Here is a 20,199-nt window from a genome sequence, read left to right on the forward strand (position 1 = left end):
CACGGCGCGCGGCCGCAGGATGGGCCACTGGTTCGTCATGGCGGCGCTGGCACTGGCCGCCACGGTTGCACAGGCGGCGGACCTGCAGGTGAACCCGATCATGGTCGAGTTCACCGCCGGCGAGCAGTCGCAGGCGATCTGGCTGACCAACACCGGCACGCAGCCGCTCAAGGCCCAGGTTCGGGTGTCCCGCTGGACCCAGGCCGACGGCCAGGACCAGCTGGCGCCGTCCCGCGACCTGGTGGCGAGCCCGGCGATCCTGGAGGTCGCCGCGGGCGAACAGCAGCTGGTCCGGCTGATCCGTCCGAACCCTGCCCCGGCCACCGCCGAAATGGCGTACCGCCTGGCCATCGACGAGCTGCCGGCGGATGCCTCCGCGCCGCGGGAGCCGGGCCTGCAGTTCCTGCTGCGCTACTCGGTGCCGGTGTTCGTGCTCGCCGAGGGAAACCAGCCGCTGAGCCCGTCGCGCCGCAGCGCGACCACGCCCGGCCAGGCCGGCGTCCCGGCCGGCGTGTCCGCCAGCCTGGAACCGCAGGGGGAAACCAGCCTGCTCAGCGTGGCCAACCCGGGCGGCCAGCGGATCCGGCTCAGCAACCTGGCCTGGATAGACGGTGGCGGGCAGCGGACCGAAGTGGTGCCGGGCCTGGTGGGGTACGTGCTCGCGGGACAGCGGATGCAGTGGGCCATTCCCCTCGCGCCGCCACTGCGGGCGAACGGAGGCAGCCTGAAGGTCAGGTTCAATGACGATCCGAACGACCAGACATTGCCGCTGGAAACTGCTCGCCGCTAGCGTCGCCGCGGCGTGCACGCCCTGCACGCTGTCCGCCGCGCCTTCCCCCGCTCCCGCTCCGTCCGGTTTCGCCGCGCCCGGCAACCTGGACCTCCTCGCCACCGGCGAGGTCGACGCCGAACCCGCCGGCGACGCCGAGGAGCTGTACCTCGAAGTCTCGCTCAACGAATTCGCCACCGGCCGCCTGGCGCGTTTCGTCATGGACGGCGGGCGCCTGCGTGCCAGCGCCGCGACGCTGCGCGAACTGGGCCTGCGCTGGCCCGGCAGCGATGGCGCCGAGGGCCTGGTGGCGCTCGACGACATCCCCGGGCTCCAGGCGCGCTACGACGCCGGCAACCAGCAGCTGGCGCTGACCGCGCCGCTGGACCTGCTCTCCGGCGAGCGGGAGCGTTTCACCGAAACCGGGCCACCCACCCCGCGCGTCGATCCGGCCACGCGCGCGCCGGGCCTGCTGCTGAACTACGACGTGTACGCCCAGGGCGATGGCGACTACCGCTCGGTCAGCGGCTGGACCGAACTGCGCCTGTTCGGCGTCGGCCCCGGGGTCTGGAGCAACAGCACGGTCAGCCGCCTGGACAGCCTCCCGGGCCGCGGGGACCGCCATGACATGGTCCGGCTCGACACCTCCTGGCAGCTGGACCTGCAGGACAGCATGGTCTCGGTCGTCGCCGGCGACACGTTCAGCGGCGCGCTCGGCTGGACCCGCACCACCCGCATCGGCGGCATCCGCGCCGCGACCAACTTCGGCCTGCAGCCCTACCGGGTGACCACCCCGCTGGCCTCGTTCGCCGGCGACGCGGTGCTGCCGTCCACCGTCGACCTGTATATCAACGGCATCCGCCAGTCGAGCCAGCAGGTCAGGCCCGGCCAGTTCCAGATCGACAGCATCCCCACGGTCAATGGCGTCGGCCAGGCGCAGATGGTGATCACCGACATCAACGGCCAGGCCCGGGTGGTGAACTTCTCCCTGTACAACACCGGCCAGCTGCTGCAGCGCGGACTGACCGACTGGTCGGTGGAAGCGGGCAAGGTGCGGCGCGACTACGGCCTGCGTTCGTTCTCCTACGCCGACGAGGCGATGGGCAGCGCAACGGTGAGGCACGGCCTCAGCGACCGGAGCACGCTGGAAGTCCACGCGGAAGCGACCCCCGGGCTGCAGATGGCCGGCACCGGCGGGGTCTGGCTGCTGGGCGACCGCGGCGGCGTGCTCGATGCCTCGGTGGCCGGCAGCCGCCACCGCGGCGAGAGCGGCCACCAGTACGGCATGGGCTACCAGTGGAACTCGTCGCTGTTCAACGTCGCCTTCGCCACCCTGCGTCGCAGCGCGGACTTCGCCGACGTCGCCAGCCTCGAGGACGCGGTGCTCCCGCGGCGCATGGACAGCGCCTTCGTCGGCCTGAACTGGGGCGTGGCCCAGGTCGGGGCGAGCTACGTGCGCCAGGACGTCTTCGAGCAGCCGTCGGCCCGCTACGCCAGCCTGACCTGGTCGCGGCAGCTGCCGCTCAACGGCTACCTGAGCCTGAGCCTGAGCCGTGACCTCAACAACCGCCGCGCCGACAGCGCGGTCCTGTACTGGTCCATGCCGCTGGACCGGCGCACGTCGGTTTCGGCTTCGGCGCGCCACAGCCGCAGTGCCGACACCGTGGCGCTGGAAGCGAACCGCCCGGTCGACAGCGACCTCGGCGGCGTGGGCTGGCGGGTGCAGACCACGCTCGGGGACCGCCCCGGTGCCCAGGCCCAGGTCGCCGGGCTCGGCCGCTATGGCGGCTGGAACGCGGGCCTGCTGCACCAGCGTGGCGACGGCGGCGTCCCCGACAGCACCACAGGATTCGCCAGCGCCAATGGCAGCGTGCTGTGGATGGAGAAGCACCTGTTCGCCATGCGCCGCGTCGAGGACGCGTTCGCCATGGTGTCCACCGACGGCGTGCCCAACGTGCCGATCCTGCAGGAAAACCGGCTGGTCGGCTTCACCGATGCCGATGGCCTGCTGCTGGTCAACCGTCTCAACGCCTGGCAGAACAACCGCCTGTCGATCGATCCGCTGCAGGCCCCGGCCGACGTCCGCCTGGGCCGCACCGACACCTTCGCGGTCCCCGCCAGCCGCAGCGGCATGCTGGTGCGCTTCCCGATGCAGCCGGTGCTGTCGGTCCAGACCACGGTCACCGGCACCGACGGCCAGCCGCTCGCCGCCGGCAGCCCGGTCTGGCTCTCGGGCGCCGACCCGGCGACGACCCCGGCATTGACGGTGGTCGGCTACGACGGGCTGCTGTACCTCGAGGCGCTGCCGCCCGGCGCCGGCCTGAGGATCCGCCAGAATGGCGGCTACTGCGACGTGGTCCTGCCCGAACTCCCGAAGCCCAGCGGCTTCATCGAACTGGATGGAGTGGTCTGCCGATGAACAGCAACGCCCCGTTCGCCGGCAACCGGCGCCCCTGGACCCGCGTGGCGTGGCTGGCCTGCGTCCTCGCCTGCGCCTGGCTGCTGCCCGGGCGGGCGATGGCCGACAACGAGTGCAACATCGACGGATCCAACCCGATCGCGTTCGGCACGGTGGGCGGTGGCGGCGCGACCACGACCGGGTCGATCCGCTACTACTGCCAGAACGACGGCCCGGCCGTGCGCAGCTTCCGGGTCTGCCTGTACATGAACCCGATCCTGCCGGGCGGCCTGGACCCGCGCCGGATGATCCAGTGGTGGCCGCTGGACTACCTCGACTACAACCTCTACGCCGACCCCGCCATGACCCAGGTGATCGGCTCGACCACCAGCGGCCATGCCGTCTACAGCTTCACCGTGACCATGACCGCCACCGGGCGCACCTACGGCACCATCCCCGTGTATGCGCGCATCCCGCCGCAGACGGTCACGGCGGGGGGCTACGTCTCGCAGGTCACCGACTACCTGCGCAGCACCTCGCTGGCCGGCAGCAGCGCGCCCTCCGCCGCCCAGTGCGCCACCGCGCCCATCACCGGCCAGAACTACACCGAAGTCAGCGCGACCTTCGCCAACACCTGCTACATCAGCACCGCCACGGACCTGGACTTCGGCTCGGTGGTCAACCTGGCCAGCGCCCGCGACCAGACCTCCACGATCAGCGTGCGCTGCCCGGCCGGCACCAACTACCGGATCGGCCTCAACTACGGCGTCAACAGCACCGGCGGCACGGTGCGGCGGCTGCTCGGGCCCGGCGGCAACTACCTGACCTACCTGCTTTACCGCAATTCCTCCCGCAGCCAGCTCTGGGGCAACGCCACCAGCAACGACGTCACCCAGACCGGCGACAACACGGTCCAGAACTTCACCGTCTATGGCCGGGTACCGGCCCAGGCCATCGGCGCACCGGGCGCGTACTCGGACACCGTCACCGTCACCCTGACCTACTGACCCCACCTCCGGGCGCCGGCGCTGGCCGGCGACCGCCGCCGTTTCCGTGATCCACCCCACAGATCACGCTCGAGCAACACCGGAATCGGCAGGATCGGCTCAACTTCCTCTCCCATCCGCCGAAAGCGTGGCAGATGGCCGGTCCCCCGACCGGCAAGGAGCCGCCGATGCGCGCCTGCAAAGCATTCCTGGCCACCCTGGGTCTGGTCCTGGCGATCGGTGCGGTCCAGGCCTCCAGCCGGCAGGACACGCTGCGGATCTCGCTGACCATCGTCGACCGCTGCGACGTCCGCGACGTCCGGCAGGTGCCCGCCGTCGACTGCTCGGCCGGAGTGCCGTGGATGGTGGCCCAGCCCCTCGCCCCGCACCTGCAGGTCACCGGGAACAGCCTTCTTTCGCACCTCCCCGTGCCCGCCGGCCGACCGGCCGACGGCGTGCAGGTCACCACGATCGTGTTCTGATGCGGGCGGGCAAGGCCAGCGCGTGGCTAATCGCCGCGGCCGCGTGGCTGGGCCCGGCCTCGCCCGCCCATCCCGGCGACCTGCGCCTGGAACCGATCAGCCTGACCCTGGCAGCGGGCGAAGATTCGACCACCCTGTGGCTCAGCAATACCGGGCCCGACCCCCTGCAGGCCCAGGTCCGCCTGTTCGCCTGGAACCAGGGCGAAGGAGGCGAACTGCTCACGCCGACCCGCGAGCTGGCGGTCAGCCCCCCCTTGATTGAAGTCCCGCCGCAAGGCCGGCAGCGGGTGCGCGTGGTCCGCCTGGCCGCCGGCGCGCCCGCCGGCGAGACCGCCTATCGCCTGATCGTCGACGAGTTGCCGGGCGGCGCTCCCATGGGATCGCGCGGGGAATCACTGCTCCGCTATTCGATCCCGGTGTTCGCCTCGGCGGGGAGCCAGGCCGAGGGCGCGCATCTCAGCGCCCGCATCGAGCGGGACGCGGCGGGCGTACGGAGGCTGCGCCTGGAGAACAGCGGTGGCCGCCATGCGCGGGTGGCCCGGCTGACGTTCGTCGCCGCCGGCGGCCGGCGCCACGTCCTGGCCCCCAACCTGGCCGGCTACGTGCTGGCCGGCCGCTACAAGGTGTGGCCGCTGCCCGGGGACCTCGACGACACGGTGCCCGGCCGCTTCGAGGCCGACGTGAACGGCGACGCGGTAGTCCTGGTGCCGGAACCGGCCCTGTTCAGCGGCCGCTGACCGGTTTGCCCCGGACCCGGCACCGCCGGTATACTCCCGCGGCTGTCTTCCGCCTCCTGCCTGGGGGCCGCCCACGCCGGGCGGGACGCGCCGGCCACGCCGGCCCCGGCGAATACACACCTGACGCCAACCTCCGTGCCGGGGTGCCCGCCTTGCGGGTTCGGACACGGAAGCGCCAGGGAGGCCCAACCCCGGAACCGCCGCTGCGCGCCGCCATGGCCGCAGTCCTGCACAGCGCCGAACGAAACGGCCGCAGGCGAGGTTCCACTGCCAGGAGTCACACGCAATGCCCCAGATCACCATGCGCCAGATGCTCGAAGCGGGCGTCCACTTCGGCCACCAGACCCGTTACTGGAACCCGAAGATGGCCCCGTACATCTTCGGCGCGCGCGGCAAGATCCACATCATCAACCTCGAGAAGACCGTCCCGCTCTTCTCCGACGCGATGAACTTCATCTCGGCCATCGCCCAGAAGCGCGGCACCATCCTGTTCGTGGGCACCAAGCGCAGCGCGCGCGAGGCGATCAAGGAAGAGGCCGTGCGCTCGGGCCAGCCGTACATGACCCAGCGCTGGCTGGGCGGCACCCTGACCAACTTCCGCACCGTGAAGCAGTCGGTGGCGCGCCTGAAGGAGCTGGAAGCCGGCGAGACCGACGGCACCTTCGAGAAGCTGGTCAAGCACGAAGTGCTGGGCCTGCGCCGCGAGCGCGAGAAGCTGGAAGCCTCGCTGGGCGGCATCAAGGACATGAACCGCCTGCCGGACGCGCTGTTCGTGATCGACATCGGCCATGAAGACATCGCGATCAAGGAAGCCAAGAAGCTCGGCATCCCGGTGATCGCGGTGGTCGACACCAACTACGATCCGGCCCTGGTCGACTACGCCATCCCGGGCAACGACGACGCCATCCGCGCCGTGCAGCTGTACGCCCGCGCCGCCGCCGACGCCGTGCTGGAAGGCAAGGCCGCCGCCCCGCATGCGGCCAACGTCAGCGAGAACGACTTCGCCGAGGCCGATGGCGACAAGCCGGCCCGCCGCGCCCCGGCCAAGAAGGGCCCGGCCCGCAAGGACAAGGCCGACGGCGCCGAAGCCGCCCCGGCCGAGTGATCCATCCCGGCGGCCGCCCGCGGCCGCCACCCGCCGGATGGCCATCGCGCCATCCGCGCGGACCCGGGCCGGACGCCCGCGCCCCCGGCGCGACGCGGCCGGCCCCGCTCCGCCCCGCGGAGCCACATTCACCCAATAACGAGGTATCCCGTGGAAATCACTGCTTCCCTGGTCAAGGAACTGCGCGAGCGCACCGGCGCCGGCATGATGGAATGCAAGAAGGCGCTGACCGAGAACGCCGGCGACATCGACACCGCCGCCGAATGGCTGCGCAAGTCGGGCCTGGCCAAGGCTGACAAGAAGGCCGGCCGCGTGGCCGCCGAAGGCCGCATCGCGGTGGCCCAGGACGGCGGCAAGGCCGTGCTGGTCGAGATCAACTCCGAGACCGACTTCGTCGCCAAGGACGTGAACTTCATCGCCTTCACCGACGCCGTCGCCGCTGCCGCGCTGGCCGCCGGCGCCACCGACGCCGAGTCGCTGAAGTCGGCCAGGCTGCCGTCGGGCGAGACCGTCGAGGAATCGCGCGCCGCCGCCATCTCCAAGCTCGGCGAGAACATCCAGGTCCGCCGCGTGGCCGTCGCTTCCAGCGCGGGCAACAACATCGCCGCCTACGTGCACGGCGGCAAGATCGGCGTGCTGGTCGAGGTCGCCGGTGGCGACGCCGAGCTGGCGCGCGGCATCGCCATGCACGTGGCCGCGATGAACCCGCCGCACAACAAGGCCGCCGACGTCCCGGCCGAGTTCGTGGCCAAGGAGAAGGAGATCGAGCTGGCCAAGATGTCCGAGAAGGACAAGGCCAAGCCGGCCGAGATCCTGGAGAAGATCATCTCCGGCAAGATCAACAAGATCGTCAACGAGGTGACCCTGTACGGCCAGCCGTACGTGCTGGACGGCGACAAGACCGTCGAGCAGGTGGTCAAGGCCGCCGGCGCCGACGTGGTCGGCTTCCAGCGCCTGGTGGTGGGCGAAGGCATCGAGAAGGTGGTCGAGGACTACGCCGCCGAAGTCGCCAAGGCGATGCAGGTCTGACCGACCCCTGCTGCAGGTAGCCATATGGAGGCCGCGGATTCCCGCGGCCTTCTTCTTTGGGGCGGCCGATGCGCGCCGGATGCGTGCCCGAACGCCGAAATTGCTGACTGCGACACGGTTTTGCCGGCATACTTCGATGCAGCCGACCGACTCGCGCAGTGATGCATCCGGAACTCGAAGCCCAACTCCTGCACTGCCGCACCCTGCCAACGCCGCCGGCGGTGGCATTGCGCATCATCGAGCTGGCGCAGGACCCGATGGCGGACCTCAACGCCACCGCGCGGGTGATCGGCACCGACCCGGCATTGAGCGCGCGCATGCTGCGCGTGGCCAACTCCCCGCTTTACGCCGGCCGGCGCCGGGTCGAGAACCTGGGCCAGGCTCTCACCCTGCTCGGCCTCAACGCCACGCTGAGCCTGGCGCTCGGCTTTTCCCTGGCCCAGGGCCTGCGCGGCGCGGCCGGTACCGCGAGCGACCAGGAGCAGATCTGGCGGCGCAGCGTGCTCGCCGCGCTGGCCGCGCGCCTGCTGGGCGGACACGCGCGCCTGAAGCGCCTGGAAGACCTGATGCTGGCCGGGCTGCTGCAGGACATCGGCGCGCTCGCGCTGCTGCAGGCGATGCCCGATGCCTATGGCCCGGTCCGCGCCGCGGCGACGGACAGCACCGACCTGCTCGCACGCGAACGGGCCGCGTTCGGCGCCGATCATGCGGAGATCGGTGCGTGGCTGGCCCGGCACTGGCAACTTCCCGGCTACCTCGCCGACGCGATCGGCGCGAGCGAATCCGACGCGCCGGCCGATCCGTTCCAGGCCTGCGTCGCCGCCTCGGGGGCGGTCGCCGGCCTCTGGCTCGACGACCGGCAGACCGCCGACCAGCGCGAGCTGGCGCGCGCCCGCGTCCAGGCCTGCATCGCCGACGGCACCACGCTCGACGACCTGCTCGTGCAGCTGGCCGCCGCGCTGCCCGAGATGGGCGCGATGTTCGACGTGCACATCTCCCGGCCCGAGCACCTGGCCTCGATCGCCGACCACGCCAAGGAACTGCTGATCCTGCGCAACCTGCGCGAGATCCAGGACGCCGCGCGCGCGCGCACCGAGGCCCGTGCGTCGGAGGACCAGGTACGTCGATTGACCGAGCAGTCGCGGCGCGATCCGCTGACCGGCGTCTACAACCGCCTGCAGATGGAAGAGGTGCTCGAGCGCGAGTTCGCCACCGCCGTGGCGTTGCAGCAGCCGTTGTCCATCGCCTTCATCGACCTGGACGACTTCAAGCACATCAACGACCGCTACGGCCACCTGGTCGGCGACCGCGTGCTGTACCAGTTCGCGCAGAACCTGCAGCGCCTGCTGCGCAGCACCGATCTGGTCGCGCGCTACGGCGGCGAGGAGTTCCTGGTCGTGCTGAGCCACTCCAACGAAGCGTCGGCCGCGCGCGTGCTGCGCCGCATCCTGGAGGAAACCGCGCGCGTGCCGATGGCCGAGGTCGACGGCAAGCCGCTGTACGTGACGTTCTCCGCCGGACTGGCCACGCACGGCACCACCCGCCAGTTCGCCGACGCTCGCAGCCTGTTGCAGGCCGCCGACGACGCCCTTTACGGGGCCAAGCGCGAAGGCCGCAACCGGGTCAGCCAGCACGGGCAATGAACGGCGCGGACCGCGCAGGGTGCCCGCGCGATCCGCCGGCCGGGGCTTTCCGCTAGAATCCGCGCGTTTGCCACTCCCCCGGTGCCCCCATGTCCGACCTCGCCTATCGCCGCGTCCTGCTGAAACTGTCCGGTGAGGCGCTGATGGGGACCGAGGACTATGGCATCGATCCGGTGGTGATCGGCCGCATCGCGCGCGAGATCATGGAAGTGCGCGAGGCCGGCGCGGAGATCGGCCTGGTGATCGGCGGCGGCAACATCTTCCGCGGCGCGGGCCTGGCCGCCGGCGGCATGGACCGGGTCACCGGCGACCAGATGGGCATGCTCGCCACGGTGATCAACGCGCTGGCCATGCAGGACGCGCTCGAGAAGCTCGGTGGCAAGGTCCGGGTGATGAGCGCGCTGAAGATCAACGACGTGTGCGAGGACTACATCCGCCGCCGCGCGGTGCGCCACCTGGAGAAGGGCCGGATCGGGATCTTCGCCGCCGGCACCGGCAACCCGTTCTTCACCACCGACTCGGCCGCGGCGCTGCGGGCGATCGAGATCAACGCCGACCTGCTGCTCAAGGCGACCAAGGTCGACGGCGTCTACGACCGCGACCCGAAGAAGCACCCCGACGCGGTCCGGTTCGAGGAGCTGGACCACGACGAGGTCATCGCCCGCGACCTGCAGGTGATGGACACGGCCGCCTTCGCCCTGTGCCGCGACCACGGCATCCCGCTGCGGGTCTACGACATCTCGGTGCCGGGCAACCTGATGCGGATCCTGCGCGGCGACAGCGTCGGCACCCTGGTGCGCGCCCGCCGCTGAGGCCGCTGGCCGCCCCGGTCGCGGACCGGGCGTTCCCGCAGGCGTTCCCCTATAATCGGCCGATTCGGTTTTTCGACGGAATACGGCGATGCTCAACGAGATCAAGCAAGACGCGCAGGCCCGCATGGTGAAGAGCATCGAAGCCCTTCGCCACAACCTGGTGAAGGTCCGCACCGGCCGCGCTTCGACCGGACTGGTCGACACCATCCGGGTCAACGCCTACGGCAGCGACGTGCCGCTCTCGCAGGTGGCCGCCGTGTCGGTCTCCGACGCCCGCTCGCTGGTGATCACCCCCTGGGACAAGGGCATGGTCGGCGCGGTCGAGAAGGCGATCCTGGCCTCGGACCTGGGCCTGACCCCGAACACCGCCGGCACCACCATCCGCCTCAACCTCCCGGCCCTGACCGAGGAGCGCCGCCGCGAGCTGACCAAGGTCGTGCACGGCGAGGGCGAGGACACCAAGGTCGCCATCCGCAACATCCGCCGCGACGCCAACCAGCACGTCAAGGACCTGCTCAAGGAAAAGCAGGTGACCGAGGACGAGGTGCGCAAGGCCGAGGACGAGATCCAGAAGATCACCGACAAGGCGATCAAGGACGTGGACGAGGTGGTCAAGGGCAAGGAACAGGAACTGATGGCGGTCTGAGCGGTCTGCTCCCCGCATGACGGAAGAACCCGCCACCGCCGGCGCACAGGTCCCCCGCCACCTGGCGATCATCATGGACGGCAACGGCCGCTGGGCCCAGCGCCGGCGCCGGCCGCGTGCCATCGGCCATCGCGCCGGCGCGCGCGCGGTCAACCTGGCGATCGACTTCTGCCTGCAGCGCGGCATCGCCGCGCTGACCCTGTTCGCCTTCTCCAGCGAGAACTGGGGCCGGCCCGAGGACGAGGTCGGCGCGCTGATGAAGCTGTTCCTCAACGCACTCGAGCGCGAGGTCGACGAACTCGACCGCCGCGGCGTGCGCGTGCGCTTCATCGGCGAACGCGCCCTGTTCGCCGACGCGATCCGCGAGCGCATGGCCGCGGCCGAGGCCCAGACCGCGGGCAACGCCCGCCTGCAGCTGAACATCGCCGCCAGCTACGGCGGACGCCAGGACATCGCCGCCGCCGCGCGCGCGCTGGCGGTGGACGTCGCGGCCGGCCGCCTGCGCCCGGAGCAGATCGACGAAGCCGCGGTCGGTGCGCGGGTGGCGCTGGCCGACCTGCCGGCGCCGGACCTGTTCATCCGCACCGGCGGTGACCAGCGGGTCAGCAACTTCCTGTTGTGGCAGCTGGCGTATACCGAACTCTGGTTCACCGAAACCCTGTGGCCGGACGTGGACGCCGGCGTGCTGCAGCAGGCCCTGGACGATTACGCCGGACGCGAACGCCGCTTCGGCCTGACCAGCGCCCAGATCGGCGCGGAGGCTCCCGCATGACCCGGACCCGGGTGATCGCCGCACTGGTCATGGCCCCCGCCGCGATCGCCGCCATCCTGCTGCTGCCCACGCCCTGGCTGGCCGCGCTGGCCGCGCTGGTGATGCTGGGCGGCCTGTGGGAATGGCTCAAGCTCGCCGGCGTGGACGACAGCCTGTCGCGCACGGTGCTGGTGCTGCTCAACCTGCTGCTGATGGTGCTGCTGGTCTGGGCCTCCCGCAGCGACACCGGCTTCTCGCCGGTGCTGTTCCAGATCGCCACCCTCGCCGGCGCCGCGGGCTGGCTGCTGGCGCTGCTGTGGCTGTGGCGGCCGGGCTTCACCGCCCAGGAAAAGCCGTGGACGCGCGCGTTCAAGCTCGCCGCCGGCACGCTCGCCGTGATCCCGGCCTGGTGCGCGCTGTGCCTGGTGCATTCGGACAACTTCGCCCAGCTGGCCGCCACACCGGACCTCCCCGCCAGCGGCCACCGCTGGCTGCTGGCGGCGCTCGCGCTGGTCTGGGCCGCCGACTCCGGCGCCTACTTCGCCGGACGCCACTTCGGGCGCCGCAAGCTCGCCCCGACCATCAGCCCGAACAAGACCGTCGAAGGCGCGATCGGCGGCGTGGTCGCAGGCGTGGCCATCGCCCTGGCTTTCGGCGCGCTGGCCGGCGCCGGCGCGGCGCAGCTGCCGGCGCTGGCCCTGGTCGCGCTGGTCGCGGTGCTGGCCTCGATCGTCGGCGACCTGGTCGAAAGCCTGCTCAAGCGCCAGGCCGGGGTGAAGGATTCCGGTTCGCTGATCCCCGGCCACGGCGGCATCCTCGACCGCGTCGACGGCGTGCTGGCAGCCCTGCCGGTGTTCGCGATCGGCAAGGACATCCTCGGTTTCTGAGACCGGCACGGATCCCGACATGCAGCCCGCTGCGGACATGCGCCAGGTCGCCGTACTCGGCGCCACCGGATCGATCGGCACCTCGGCGCTGGACGTCATCGCCCGCCACGGCGCGCGGATGCGCGCCAGCGTGCTCGCGGCCGGATGCAACGTCGACGCACTGCTGGACCTGTGCGCCAGGCACCGGCCCGACCATGCGGTCATCGCCGATGCGGCCGGCTACGCGCGTCTGCGCGACGGCCTGCGCGATGCCGGGCTGGCCACCCGCGCGCATGCCGGCGGGCAGGCCCTGGAAGCACTGGCGGCCGGGCCGGAATGCGACACCGTGGTGGCGGCGATCGTCGGGGCGGCGGGGCTGGGCTCGACCCTGGCCGCGGCGCGCGCCGGCAAGCGGCTGCTGCTGGCCAACAAGGAGTCGCTGGTCCTGGCGGGCGAGCTGCTGATCGCCGCCGCGCGCCGTTCCGGCGCCACGATCGTGCCGATCGACAGCGAGCACAGCGCGGTGTTCCAGTGCCTGCGCTCGTGCGAGCCGGCCGGCGTGCGCCGGATCGTGCTGACCGCCTCGGGCGGCCCCTTCCGCGGCTGGAGCCGCGACCGGCTCGCGGCGGTGACGCCGGCGCAGGCGGTGGCCCATCCCAAGTGGTCCATGGGCCCGAAGATCTCGGTCGACTCGGCCACGCTGATGAACAAGGGCCTGGAGGTGATCGAGGCCCACCACCTGTTCGGCCTGCCGGCCGAGCGCATCGGCGTGCTCGTGCATCCGCAGAGCCTGGTCCACGCGCTGGTCGAATACGTCGACGGCTCGACCCTGGCCCAGCTCGGTCTGCCGGACATGCGCACCGCGCTGGCGGTGGGCCTGGGCTGGCCCGAACGGATCGACTCGGGGGTGGCGGGGCTGGACCTGCTGGCGCAGGGCAGGCTCGAGTTCGAGGCGCCGGACATGGAGGCGTTCCCCTGCCTGCGCCTGGCCGGGGCGGCCCTGTCCGCCGGCGGCACCGCCCCGGCAGTGCTGAACGCCGCCAACGAAGAGGCGGTTTCAGCCTTTCTTCAGGGCCGTATCGGTTTCCTAGACATCCCCGCGCTGGTCGAGGACGCCCTCGCCGCACTGCCTGCGGCGCCCGCCGGCGACCTGCAGGTGCTGCTGGCGGCGGACACGGACGCCCGCAGGTTCACCCGCCAACGGATCTCCCCCCCAATGCCCCCCGCCGGGACCCCCGCCGCATGAGCGCCACCGCCCGCCCGTGCACGCCACGACCGAGCCACGCCCATGGGTGATTTCGTCGGCTCCCTGTGGTGGCTCGTGGTCAGCCTGGGGGTGCTGGTCACCTTCCACGAGTTCGGCCATTACTGGGTCGCGCGCCGCTGCGGGGTGGACGTGCTCCGCTTCTCGGTCGGCTTCGGCAAGCCGCTCTGGTCGCGCTACAACCGCGACGGCACCGAATTCGCGATCGCCGCCATCCCGCTCGGCGGCTACGTGAAGATGCTCGACGAGCGCGAGGGCGACGTGCCGGTCCAGCGCCAGGCGCACGCGTTCAACCGGCAGGGCGTCTGGCGCCGGATCGCGATCGTCGCCGCGGGGCCGGCGGCCAACCTGCTGCTGTGCGTGGCGCTGCTCTGGGTGATGTTCATGGTCGGCCGGCAGGACTACGCGCCGGTCGTCGGCCAGGCCAGCGGCCTCGCCGCCGAGGCGGGTTTCCAGTCCGGCGACCGCCTGACCGGCGTCGATGGACGACCGGTGGCGACCTGGACCGAGGCGGCGATGGCGCTGGCCACCCCCGCGCTGGACCGCCGCGACATCGAGGTCCAGGTGGAGGACGCCGGTGGCGGGCAGGTCGCACGGACCCTGCGCCTGTCCGGGCTGCCCGAAACGCTGGACGAGCGACGCATCCCCGAACAGGCCGGCTTCACCTGGCGTTTCCTGCTGGCGCCGGCCCGGATCGAGGGCGTGCGCGAGTCCGGCGCCGCCGCCGGCGTGCTGCAGGCCGGCGACCTGGTGCTGGCGATCGATGGCAGCCGGGTCGAGTCGGCCGGGGATGTCTCGCCGCTGGTGCAGGCGCTGGGCGAACGCGGCGGCCCGGGCATGGTCGAGGTCGACCGTGACGGCGACCGGCTGGCGCTGGAACTGGCGCCGCGACGCGGCACCGATCCCGGACAGGGGGGGCGCTGGGAACTTGGCATCGTCCTCGCCGCGCCGCAGGTGCCCGCCTACGACGCGGTCCAGCGCTACGGGCCGCTGGCTGCGGTCCCGGCGGCGCTGCGCGAGACCGGGCGGCTGGCCAGCGACTCGCTGGGCATGATGCGGCGGATGCTCACTGGCGACGCGTCCGTGAAGAACCTGTCCGGCCCGGTCACCATCGCGCGGGCGGCCAACGCCTCGGCCAAGCGCGGCATCGACTGGTTCCTCTATTTCCTCGCCCTGCTCTCCCTGAGCCTGGCGATCATCAACCTGTTGCCGATCCCGATCTTGGACGGCGGTCACCTGCTGTATTACCTTATCGAGTTGGTCAAGGGCAGCCCGTTGAGCGAACGCGCGATGGCTGCCGGGCAATACGTCGGCCTGGCCCTGCTGGCCGGACTGATGGGCCTGGCCTTCTACAACGACATTCTGGGCCTGATGCCGCGATGACCGACCGTACCGGCCCCTGCACCGCGGTTCCTGCCCAAACACCTGTTCCCTCCGGATGTGACATGACGCGATTCCCCGTGCGCCGCCTGCTCGCCCTCGCCCTCGCTTCCACGCTGGCCCTGCCGGCGATGGCGCAGTCGGTCGAACCGTTCACCGTCAGCGACATCCGCATCGACGGGCTGCAGCGCATCGCCGCCGGCACCGTGTTCACCTACCTGCCGGTCGAGCGCGGCGAAACCCTCGACCAGGCCGGGGCCGGCGAGACCATCCGCGCGCTGTACCGCACCGGCTTCTTCGAGGACGTGCGCGTGGACCGCCAGGGCGACATCCTGGTGATCACGGTGACGGAGCGCCCGGCGATCAACAAGCTGACGCTCACCGGCAACAAGGACATCAAGACCGAGGACCTGCTCAAGGGCCTGCAGGACATCGGCCTGGCCGAGGGCGAGACCTTCGACCGGCTCGCCCTGGACCGCGTGCTGCAGGAGCTGACCCGGCAGTACAACAACCGCGGCAAGTACAACGTCCAGATCACCCCGACGGTGTCGCCGCTGGACCGCAACCGGGTCGACGTCACCATCGACGTCAAGGAAGGCAAGGCGGCCAAGATCCGCCACGTCAACCTGATCGGCACCGAGAACTTCCCGAACGAGGAGATCCTCGCCGGCTGGGAGTCGCGCGAAAGCAGCTGGCTGTCCTGGTACCGCCGCGACGACCAGTACTCGCGCGAGAAGCTTTCCGGCGACATGGAGAAGCTCAACTCCTGGTACCTGGACCGCGGCTACATCGACTTCAGCATCGATTCCACCCAGGTGTCGATCAGCCCCGACAAGCGCGACATGTACCTCACCGCCAGCGTCACCGAGGGCGAGGTCTACAAGATTTCCGAGATCAAGGTCACCGGCGACACGATCCTGCCGCAGGACCAGATCGAGCGGCTGGTGATCCCGAAGGTCGGCGACACCTTCTCGCGCGTGCTGCTGGAGCTGACCGCCGACAGCATCACCAACACCCTGAGCAACATCGGCTACGCCTTCGCCCGGGTGAACCCGGTGCCGACGACCAACCGCGAAGACCGCACCGTGGCGATCAACCTGCAGGTGATCCCGGGCCCGCGCGTCAACGTGCGCCGCATCGCCTTCAAGGGCAACACCCGCACCTCCGACGAGGTGCTGCGCCGCGAGATGCGCCAGTTCGAGAACGCCTGGTTCTCGCAGGCCGCGATCGACCGCTCCAAGATCCGCCTGCAGCGGCTGGGCTACTTCGAGACGGTCGAGGTCGAGACGCCGGCGGTGCCCGGCACCAGCGACCAGGTCGACGTGGTGTTCAACGTCAAGGAGACCACCTCGGGCAGCTTCGTGTTCGGCCTCGGCTACTCGCAGCTGGCCGGCATGACCGCGTCGGTGCAGCTGTCGCAGAACAACTTCCTCGGCGGCGGCAACCGGGTCTCGGTGGAGGCGCAGCGCAGCGACTACATGCAGCGCTACGCGTTCTCCTACCTCAATCCGTTCTTCACCGACGAAGGCCTCTCGCTCGGCTACAACCTGTGGTGGCGCGAGCTGGACTACTCGGACTTCAACACCGCCCAGTACAACAGCACCAACGCCGCCGCCCAGGCCGTGCTCGGCCTGCCGATCACCGAGAACAGCTCGATCTCGCTGCTGTTCGGCATCGACAGCAACCAGATCCAGACCTATCCGGGCAGCACGCCGCAGTCGATCATCGACTACGTCAACGCGGTCGGGCAGAACACCTTCCACGCCTGGCGCAGCGAGCTCGGCTGGGCGCGCGACACGCGCAACGACTTCTTCATGCCGACCATGGGCATGTACCAGCGCGTGGGCCTGGAGACCACCCTGCCGGGCTCGACCGTCGAGTACTACAAGATCAACTACGAGTTCTCCAAGTACTGGATGCTCCACCCGGCCTTCGTGCTGCGCACCGGCCTAGACATCGGCTACGGCGACAGCTACGGCGACGACCACGTGCGCGCGCTGTGCTACACCGCGGGTTCCTACGTGGACACCAACGGCGACGGCACGGTGGACACCTACGTGCCCGGCCCGGCCCCGAGCGATCCCTGCCTGCCGAGCTCGCCGGACTACGACAAGACCGTCATCGCCACCGGCCTGCCGTTCTTCGAGAACTTCTACGCCGGCGGCACGCGATCGGTGCGCGGCTTCCGCGACAACACCCTGGGCCCGCGCTCGGAGTCGATCGGCGGCTACCGCGGCCAGCCGCTGGGCGGTTCGCTGAAGACCGTCGGCCAGATCGAAATGGTGTTCCCGCGCCTGTTCGACAGCAAGGCGGCGCGCGTCTCGGCGTTCGTCGACTTCGGCAACGTGTACGACGGCTGGGACAATTTCGACGCCAACGAGCTGCGTGCGTCGGCGGGTGTCGCGCTGCTGTGGCGCGCCCCGGTCGGCCCGATCTCGATCAGCTACGCCTACCCGTTCAAGAAGCAGGACGGAGACGAGATCGAGCGCCTGCAGTTCACCTTCGGCGGCGGCTTCTGAGCCGCGGCGCTCCGGACCGGAGCGTCCCGCCACGAAAAACGGCCCTCGCGGGCCGTTTTTTTTGCTCCTGCCGCCGCAGCGGCCGGCGCGGGGCTAGATGGCCGCGCCCGCCGGCGAGGCGGCATCGGTGACGGCACCCAGCTGTTCGAGCACGGCGGTCGCGTAGCTCCCCGCTGGCAGCGCGAACGAGAGCCTCAGGCTGTCCGCCGCCAGCCAGTCCCAGGCCAGCGCCTGCGGCCGCACGCGCAGGGCGCGGCGTTCCTGCTCAAGGCCGGCCCGCTCGAGGCCGTCGCGCAGTGCCAGCGAGACGTGGTCTTCCAGCGCACCGGTTTCCAGCGCGCGGCAGGCGCCCTCGCTGCGCAATCCACCACGGCCCCACAGCGGGCCGCTGGGGTGGATGTCGAACGCGGCCAGCCGCTGCTCGAGCGGTCCGCTCCACGGCTCCGGCCCGAACACGCTGCGGCTGCCTTCGAGCATCCAGACCTCGCCTTCCAGGCCCCGGTCCCAGCTGCCGCCGGCCACGCGCGCGGCCAGCACCCGGTTGAACAGTGCCGATCGCGCCGCCGACAACAGCATCGAACGCTGCTCGCGCCCCATCCGCTTGCCGCGCGCCCCCTGCGCGAACATGGCCAAGGCCTTGCCCACGTTGCCGCCGCCGTGGCCGAAACGCTGGTCGCCGAAAAAATTGGGGACGCCGCGGGCGGCCACTTCCGCCAGCCGCGCGTCGATCGCCTCGCGTCCGCCCTGCAGTTCGCGCAGCACCAGCACGAACCGGTTGCCGGCAAGCGCGCCGCGGGACAGCTTGCGCCGATGGCGCGCCTGGGCGAGCACGCGCAGCCCGTCCTGCTCCAGCGTCGCCACGTCGGGCGCCTCGCGTCCCGGCAGTTGCACGCTGAATCGCTGCACGGTGACCGCGTGCCGGTCCTTCAGGCCGGCGAAGCCGACCCCGACTTCCGGCACCGAAGCCCAGCGCGCGATCGCGCCGGCGACGAAGCTGGTGTTCATGCCGCGCTTTTCGACCGTCAGCAGCAGGTGCTCGCCGTCCCCGCTGGCCTCGAACGCGTCGATCTCCTCGACCCGGAAATCCTCGGGCTGCACGCGGATCCGCGCCGACAGCACGGGGCCGCCGAACGCCGAGTGCCCCGCTCCGGAATCGCTCACGCCTTCACCAGCAGGACGACGGCCTGCGCGGCGATGCCCTCGCCGCGGCCGGTGAAGCCCAGTTTCTCGCTGGTCGTCGCCTTCACGCTGACCGCATCGGCCCCGACGCCGCAGGCCGCGGCGATGCGCTCGCGCATCAGTGGCGCATGCGGACCGACCTTGGGCCGCTCGCAGACCACGGTGACGTCCGCGTTGCCGAGGATCCAGCCGCGCTCGCCCGCCAGCGCGACGCAGTGGCGCAGCAGCTCCAGGCTGTCGGCGCCGCGCCAGCGTTCGTCGTTGGGCGGGAAATGCACGCCGATGTCGCCCAGGGCCAGCGCGCCCAGCAGCGCGTCGCACAGCGCATGCAACGCAACGTCGCCATCGCTGTGCGCGAGGATCCCGCGGTCGTGCGGAACGCGCACGCCGCCGAGCATGACGTGGTCGCCTTCGCCGAAGGCGTGCACGTCGTAGCCCTGGCCGATGCGGATGGGGGGACTGTCTGGCATGGAGATCCTCGGGCCGGTTCGTGCGATACGGCGGCCCATTGTAGGAGAGGGTCCTGCCGGCGGCACCGGCGGCACCGGCGACCCCGCGATCCGCACCGGCCGTGTCCGTCCGCCTACGGGGAGCGGCGTGCGAGCTCGAACTCGAAGCGGGCCAGGTCGGCCGGCGTGGTGACCTTGAAGTTGTCCTCGCGTCCCTCGACCAGCAGCGGGCGCAGGCCCTGCCGCTCCAGCGCCATGGCTTCGTCGGTGACCTCGACGCCGGCATCCGCCGCCGCCTGCAGCGCACGGGTCAGTTGCAGCCGCCGGAACAGCTGCGGCGTGAGCGCGCGCCACAGCCGCTCGCGCGGCTCGGTGGCGTCGATGCCGCCGTCGTCGCCGGCGCGCTTGAGCGTGTCGCGCACCGGCGCGGCCAGGATCGCCCCGACCGGATCGACCCGGCCCCGCTCGAGCAGCTGGTCCAGATCGGACAGCGCCACGTTCGGCCTGGCCGCGTCATGGACCAGGACGAAGTCGTCCGGCCGCACGGAATCGGGCAGCGCCTGCAGCGCCGCCAGCACCGACGCCGCGCGGCTGTCGCCACCGGTGCAGGCGAGCACCGGCTTGCCGGCGTACTCGGTCCAGCCCGGCCAGGCCGGATCGCCCTCCGCCAGCGCCAGCACCACGCCGGCCACGGCCGGGTGCGCCAGCAGCGCATCCAGGGTGTGCACCAGCAGCGGCCGTCCGCCCACCAGCAGGTACTGCTTGGGCACCTCGCCGCCGAAGCGCGTACCGCGCCCGGCGGCCGGCACCACCGCCCAGATCGCGGCCATCAGTCGGCCCGTCCCGCGTCGGCCGGCTCGACGTCCGCCGGATCGGGCGCGGCCGGCACGGCGCGCTGGCCCGGATCCTCGACCACCCGGTAGAACAGCTCGCCGGGCCGGATCATCCCCAGTTCGCTGCGCGCGCGCTCCTCGACCGCGGCGACGCCTTCCTTGAGGTCACGCACTTCGGCGGCCAGCGCGGCGTTGCGCTCGTGCAGGCCGCCGTTCTCGCGCCTCTGGTGCTCGACCTGGGCCTGCAGCGAGGCGACCTCGCCCGCGCTGCCGATGCCGAACCAGAGCCGGTACTGCAGCCAACCGAGCAGCAGCACCAGCCCCAGCAGCACCCAGCGCAGCGCGCGCATC

Annotated in this window: 19 protein-coding genes; 15 read left to right on the forward strand and 4 right to left on the reverse strand. The window is 71.3% G+C overall.

Annotation, left to right across the window (positions count from 1 at the left end; translation table 11 throughout):
* The first annotated feature begins 19 nt into the window (after positions 1-19).
* The 15 genes from ACA089_RS07345 to bamA all read left to right on the forward strand — a co-directional run bounded on the left by ACA089_RS07345 (position 20) and on the right by bamA (position 17,387).
* Entirely contained in the window at positions 20-790 is a 771-nt protein-coding gene (locus ACA089_RS07345) for a fimbrial biogenesis chaperone (RefSeq protein ID WP_372015126.1), read from the forward strand.
* The gene (locus tag ACA089_RS07350; protein ID WP_372015128.1) at positions 741-3,188 is read left to right on the forward strand and encodes a fimbria/pilus outer membrane usher protein; all 2,448 of its coding nucleotides are present in this window, start codon (positions 741-743) and stop codon (positions 3,186-3,188) included. Before ACA089_RS07345 ends, ACA089_RS07350 begins: the two co-directional genes overlap by 50 nt.
* The gene (locus ACA089_RS07355) at positions 3,185-4,174 is read left to right on the forward strand and encodes a Csu type fimbrial protein (protein WP_372015131.1); all 990 of its coding nucleotides are present in this window, start codon (positions 3,185-3,187) and stop codon (positions 4,172-4,174) included. Before ACA089_RS07350 ends, ACA089_RS07355 begins: the two co-directional genes overlap by 4 nt.
* A gap of 167 nt (positions 4,175-4,341) precedes the next feature.
* Positions 4,342-4,635, forward strand: coding sequence for a hypothetical protein (locus ACA089_RS07360; protein ID WP_372015134.1), 294 nt, complete (start codon positions 4,342-4,344; stop codon positions 4,633-4,635).
* A complete protein-coding gene (locus tag ACA089_RS07365; RefSeq protein ID WP_372015136.1) occupies positions 4,635-5,372 on the forward strand; it encodes a fimbrial biogenesis chaperone in 738 nt (245 codons plus the stop codon). Before ACA089_RS07360 ends, ACA089_RS07365 begins: the two co-directional genes overlap by 1 nt.
* A gap of 286 nt (positions 5,373-5,658) precedes the next feature.
* Positions 5,659-6,477, forward strand: a complete 819-nt coding sequence (rpsB, locus tag ACA089_RS07370) for a 30S ribosomal protein S2 (RefSeq protein WP_372015139.1) — start codon at positions 5,659-5,661, stop codon at positions 6,475-6,477.
* Between the two features lie 150 nt (positions 6,478-6,627).
* The gene (gene tsf / locus ACA089_RS07375) at positions 6,628-7,506 is read left to right on the forward strand and encodes a translation elongation factor Ts (protein ID WP_372015142.1); all 879 of its coding nucleotides are present in this window, start codon (positions 6,628-6,630) and stop codon (positions 7,504-7,506) included.
* A gap of 161 nt (positions 7,507-7,667) precedes the next feature.
* Positions 7,668-9,149 carry a GGDEF domain-containing protein gene (locus tag ACA089_RS07380; protein WP_372015145.1) on the forward strand — a complete coding sequence of 494 codons (1,482 nt, stop codon included), beginning with the start codon at positions 7,668-7,670 and terminating at the stop codon, positions 9,147-9,149.
* An 89-nt stretch (positions 9,150-9,238) separates the two neighbouring features.
* Positions 9,239-9,961 (forward strand): UMP kinase, encoded by a 723-nt coding sequence (gene pyrH / locus ACA089_RS07385; RefSeq protein ID WP_372015148.1) that lies wholly within the window; start codon positions 9,239-9,241, stop codon positions 9,959-9,961.
* A gap of 88 nt (positions 9,962-10,049) precedes the next feature.
* Complete coding sequence (gene frr / locus ACA089_RS07390; protein ID WP_372015152.1) at positions 10,050-10,607, forward strand: ribosome recycling factor; 558 nt, start codon at positions 10,050-10,052, stop codon at positions 10,605-10,607.
* A gap of 16 nt (positions 10,608-10,623) precedes the next feature.
* Positions 10,624-11,379, forward strand: a complete 756-nt coding sequence (uppS, locus tag ACA089_RS07395) for a polyprenyl diphosphate synthase (protein WP_372015155.1) — start codon at positions 10,624-10,626, stop codon at positions 11,377-11,379.
* On the forward strand, positions 11,376-12,245 hold the full coding sequence (locus tag ACA089_RS07400; protein ID WP_372015158.1) for a phosphatidate cytidylyltransferase: 870 nt from the start codon (positions 11,376-11,378) through the stop codon (positions 12,243-12,245). Before uppS ends, ACA089_RS07400 begins: the two co-directional genes overlap by 4 nt.
* A 19-nt stretch (positions 12,246-12,264) precedes the next feature.
* Positions 12,265-13,470 (forward strand): 1-deoxy-D-xylulose-5-phosphate reductoisomerase, encoded by a 1,206-nt coding sequence (locus ACA089_RS07405; RefSeq protein ID WP_372015161.1) that lies wholly within the window; start codon positions 12,265-12,267, stop codon positions 13,468-13,470.
* A gap of 42 nt (positions 13,471-13,512) precedes the next feature.
* On the forward strand, positions 13,513-14,871 hold the full coding sequence (gene rseP, locus ACA089_RS07410; protein WP_372015163.1) for an RIP metalloprotease RseP: 1,359 nt from the start codon (positions 13,513-13,515) through the stop codon (positions 14,869-14,871).
* A 62-nt stretch (positions 14,872-14,933) separates the two neighbouring features.
* A complete protein-coding gene (gene bamA, locus ACA089_RS07415) occupies positions 14,934-17,387 on the forward strand; it encodes an outer membrane protein assembly factor BamA (RefSeq protein WP_372015166.1) in 2,454 nt (817 codons plus the stop codon).
* A 93-nt stretch (positions 17,388-17,480) separates the two neighbouring features.
* Here bamA and truD read toward each other — a convergent pair whose 3' ends face one another.
* The 4 genes from truD to ftsB form a co-directional block, all read right to left on the reverse strand.
* Positions 17,481-18,548: a tRNA pseudouridine(13) synthase TruD gene (truD, locus tag ACA089_RS07420; protein ID WP_372015168.1), complete on the reverse strand. Its 1,068-nt coding sequence runs from the start codon at positions 18,546-18,548 to the stop codon at positions 17,481-17,483.
* A complete protein-coding gene (gene ispF, locus ACA089_RS07425; protein WP_372015171.1) occupies positions 18,545-19,036 on the reverse strand; it encodes a 2-C-methyl-D-erythritol 2,4-cyclodiphosphate synthase in 492 nt (163 codons plus the stop codon). Before ispF ends, truD begins: the two co-directional genes overlap by 4 nt.
* Positions 19,037-19,149: 113 nt before the next feature.
* Positions 19,150-19,845: a 2-C-methyl-D-erythritol 4-phosphate cytidylyltransferase gene (ispD, locus tag ACA089_RS07430; protein ID WP_372015174.1), complete on the reverse strand. Its 696-nt coding sequence runs from the start codon at positions 19,843-19,845 to the stop codon at positions 19,150-19,152.
* The gene (gene ftsB, locus ACA089_RS07435; protein WP_372015177.1) at positions 19,845-20,198 is read right to left on the reverse strand and encodes a cell division protein FtsB; all 354 of its coding nucleotides are present in this window, start codon (positions 20,196-20,198) and stop codon (positions 19,845-19,847) included. The genes ispD and ftsB overlap by 1 nt, the downstream gene beginning before the upstream one ends.
* Position 20,199 lies beyond the last annotated feature (1 nt).

Origin of the sequence: Pseudoxanthomonas fibrivorans (assembly GCF_041464125.1) — a bacterium.
Classification (GTDB): domain Bacteria; phylum Pseudomonadota; class Gammaproteobacteria; order Xanthomonadales; family Xanthomonadaceae; genus Pseudoxanthomonas.

Excerpts from the sequence above, each read along its gene's own strand:
- ACA089_RS07345 (WP_372015126.1), top strand. The coding sequence starts at position 20 with ATGGGCCACTGGTTCGTCATGGCGGCGCTGGCACTGGCCGCCACGGTT.
- ACA089_RS07350 (WP_372015128.1), top strand. The coding sequence starts at position 741 with ATGACGATCCGAACGACCAGACATTGCCGCTGGAAACTGCTCGCCGCT.
- ACA089_RS07355 (WP_372015131.1), top strand. The coding sequence starts at position 3,185 with ATGAACAGCAACGCCCCGTTCGCCGGCAACCGGCGCCCCTGGACCCGC.
- ACA089_RS07360 (WP_372015134.1), top strand. The coding sequence starts at position 4,342 with ATGCGCGCCTGCAAAGCATTCCTGGCCACCCTGGGTCTGGTCCTGGCG.
- ACA089_RS07365 (WP_372015136.1), top strand. The coding sequence starts at position 4,635 with ATGCGGGCGGGCAAGGCCAGCGCGTGGCTAATCGCCGCGGCCGCGTGG.
- rpsB (WP_372015139.1), top strand. The coding sequence starts at position 5,659 with ATGCCCCAGATCACCATGCGCCAGATGCTCGAAGCGGGCGTCCACTTC.
- ACA089_RS07380 (WP_372015145.1), top strand. The coding sequence starts at position 7,668 with ATGCATCCGGAACTCGAAGCCCAACTCCTGCACTGCCGCACCCTGCCA.
- pyrH (WP_372015148.1), top strand. The coding sequence starts at position 9,239 with ATGTCCGACCTCGCCTATCGCCGCGTCCTGCTGAAACTGTCCGGTGAG.
- frr (WP_372015152.1), top strand. The coding sequence starts at position 10,050 with ATGCTCAACGAGATCAAGCAAGACGCGCAGGCCCGCATGGTGAAGAGC.
- uppS (WP_372015155.1), top strand. The coding sequence starts at position 10,624 with ATGACGGAAGAACCCGCCACCGCCGGCGCACAGGTCCCCCGCCACCTG.
- ACA089_RS07400 (WP_372015158.1), top strand. The coding sequence starts at position 11,376 with ATGACCCGGACCCGGGTGATCGCCGCACTGGTCATGGCCCCCGCCGCG.
- ACA089_RS07405 (WP_372015161.1), top strand. The coding sequence starts at position 12,265 with ATGCAGCCCGCTGCGGACATGCGCCAGGTCGCCGTACTCGGCGCCACC.
- rseP (WP_372015163.1), top strand. The coding sequence starts at position 13,513 with ATGGGTGATTTCGTCGGCTCCCTGTGGTGGCTCGTGGTCAGCCTGGGG.
- bamA (WP_372015166.1), top strand. The coding sequence starts at position 14,934 with ATGACGCGATTCCCCGTGCGCCGCCTGCTCGCCCTCGCCCTCGCTTCC.
- ispF (WP_372015171.1), bottom strand. The coding sequence starts at position 19,036 with ATGCCAGACAGTCCCCCCATCCGCATCGGCCAGGGCTACGACGTGCAC.
- ispD (WP_372015174.1), bottom strand. The coding sequence starts at position 19,845 with ATGGCCGCGATCTGGGCGGTGGTGCCGGCCGCCGGGCGCGGTACGCGC.
- ftsB (WP_372015177.1), bottom strand. The coding sequence starts at position 20,198 with ATGCGCGCGCTGCGCTGGGTGCTGCTGGGGCTGGTGCTGCTGCTCGGT.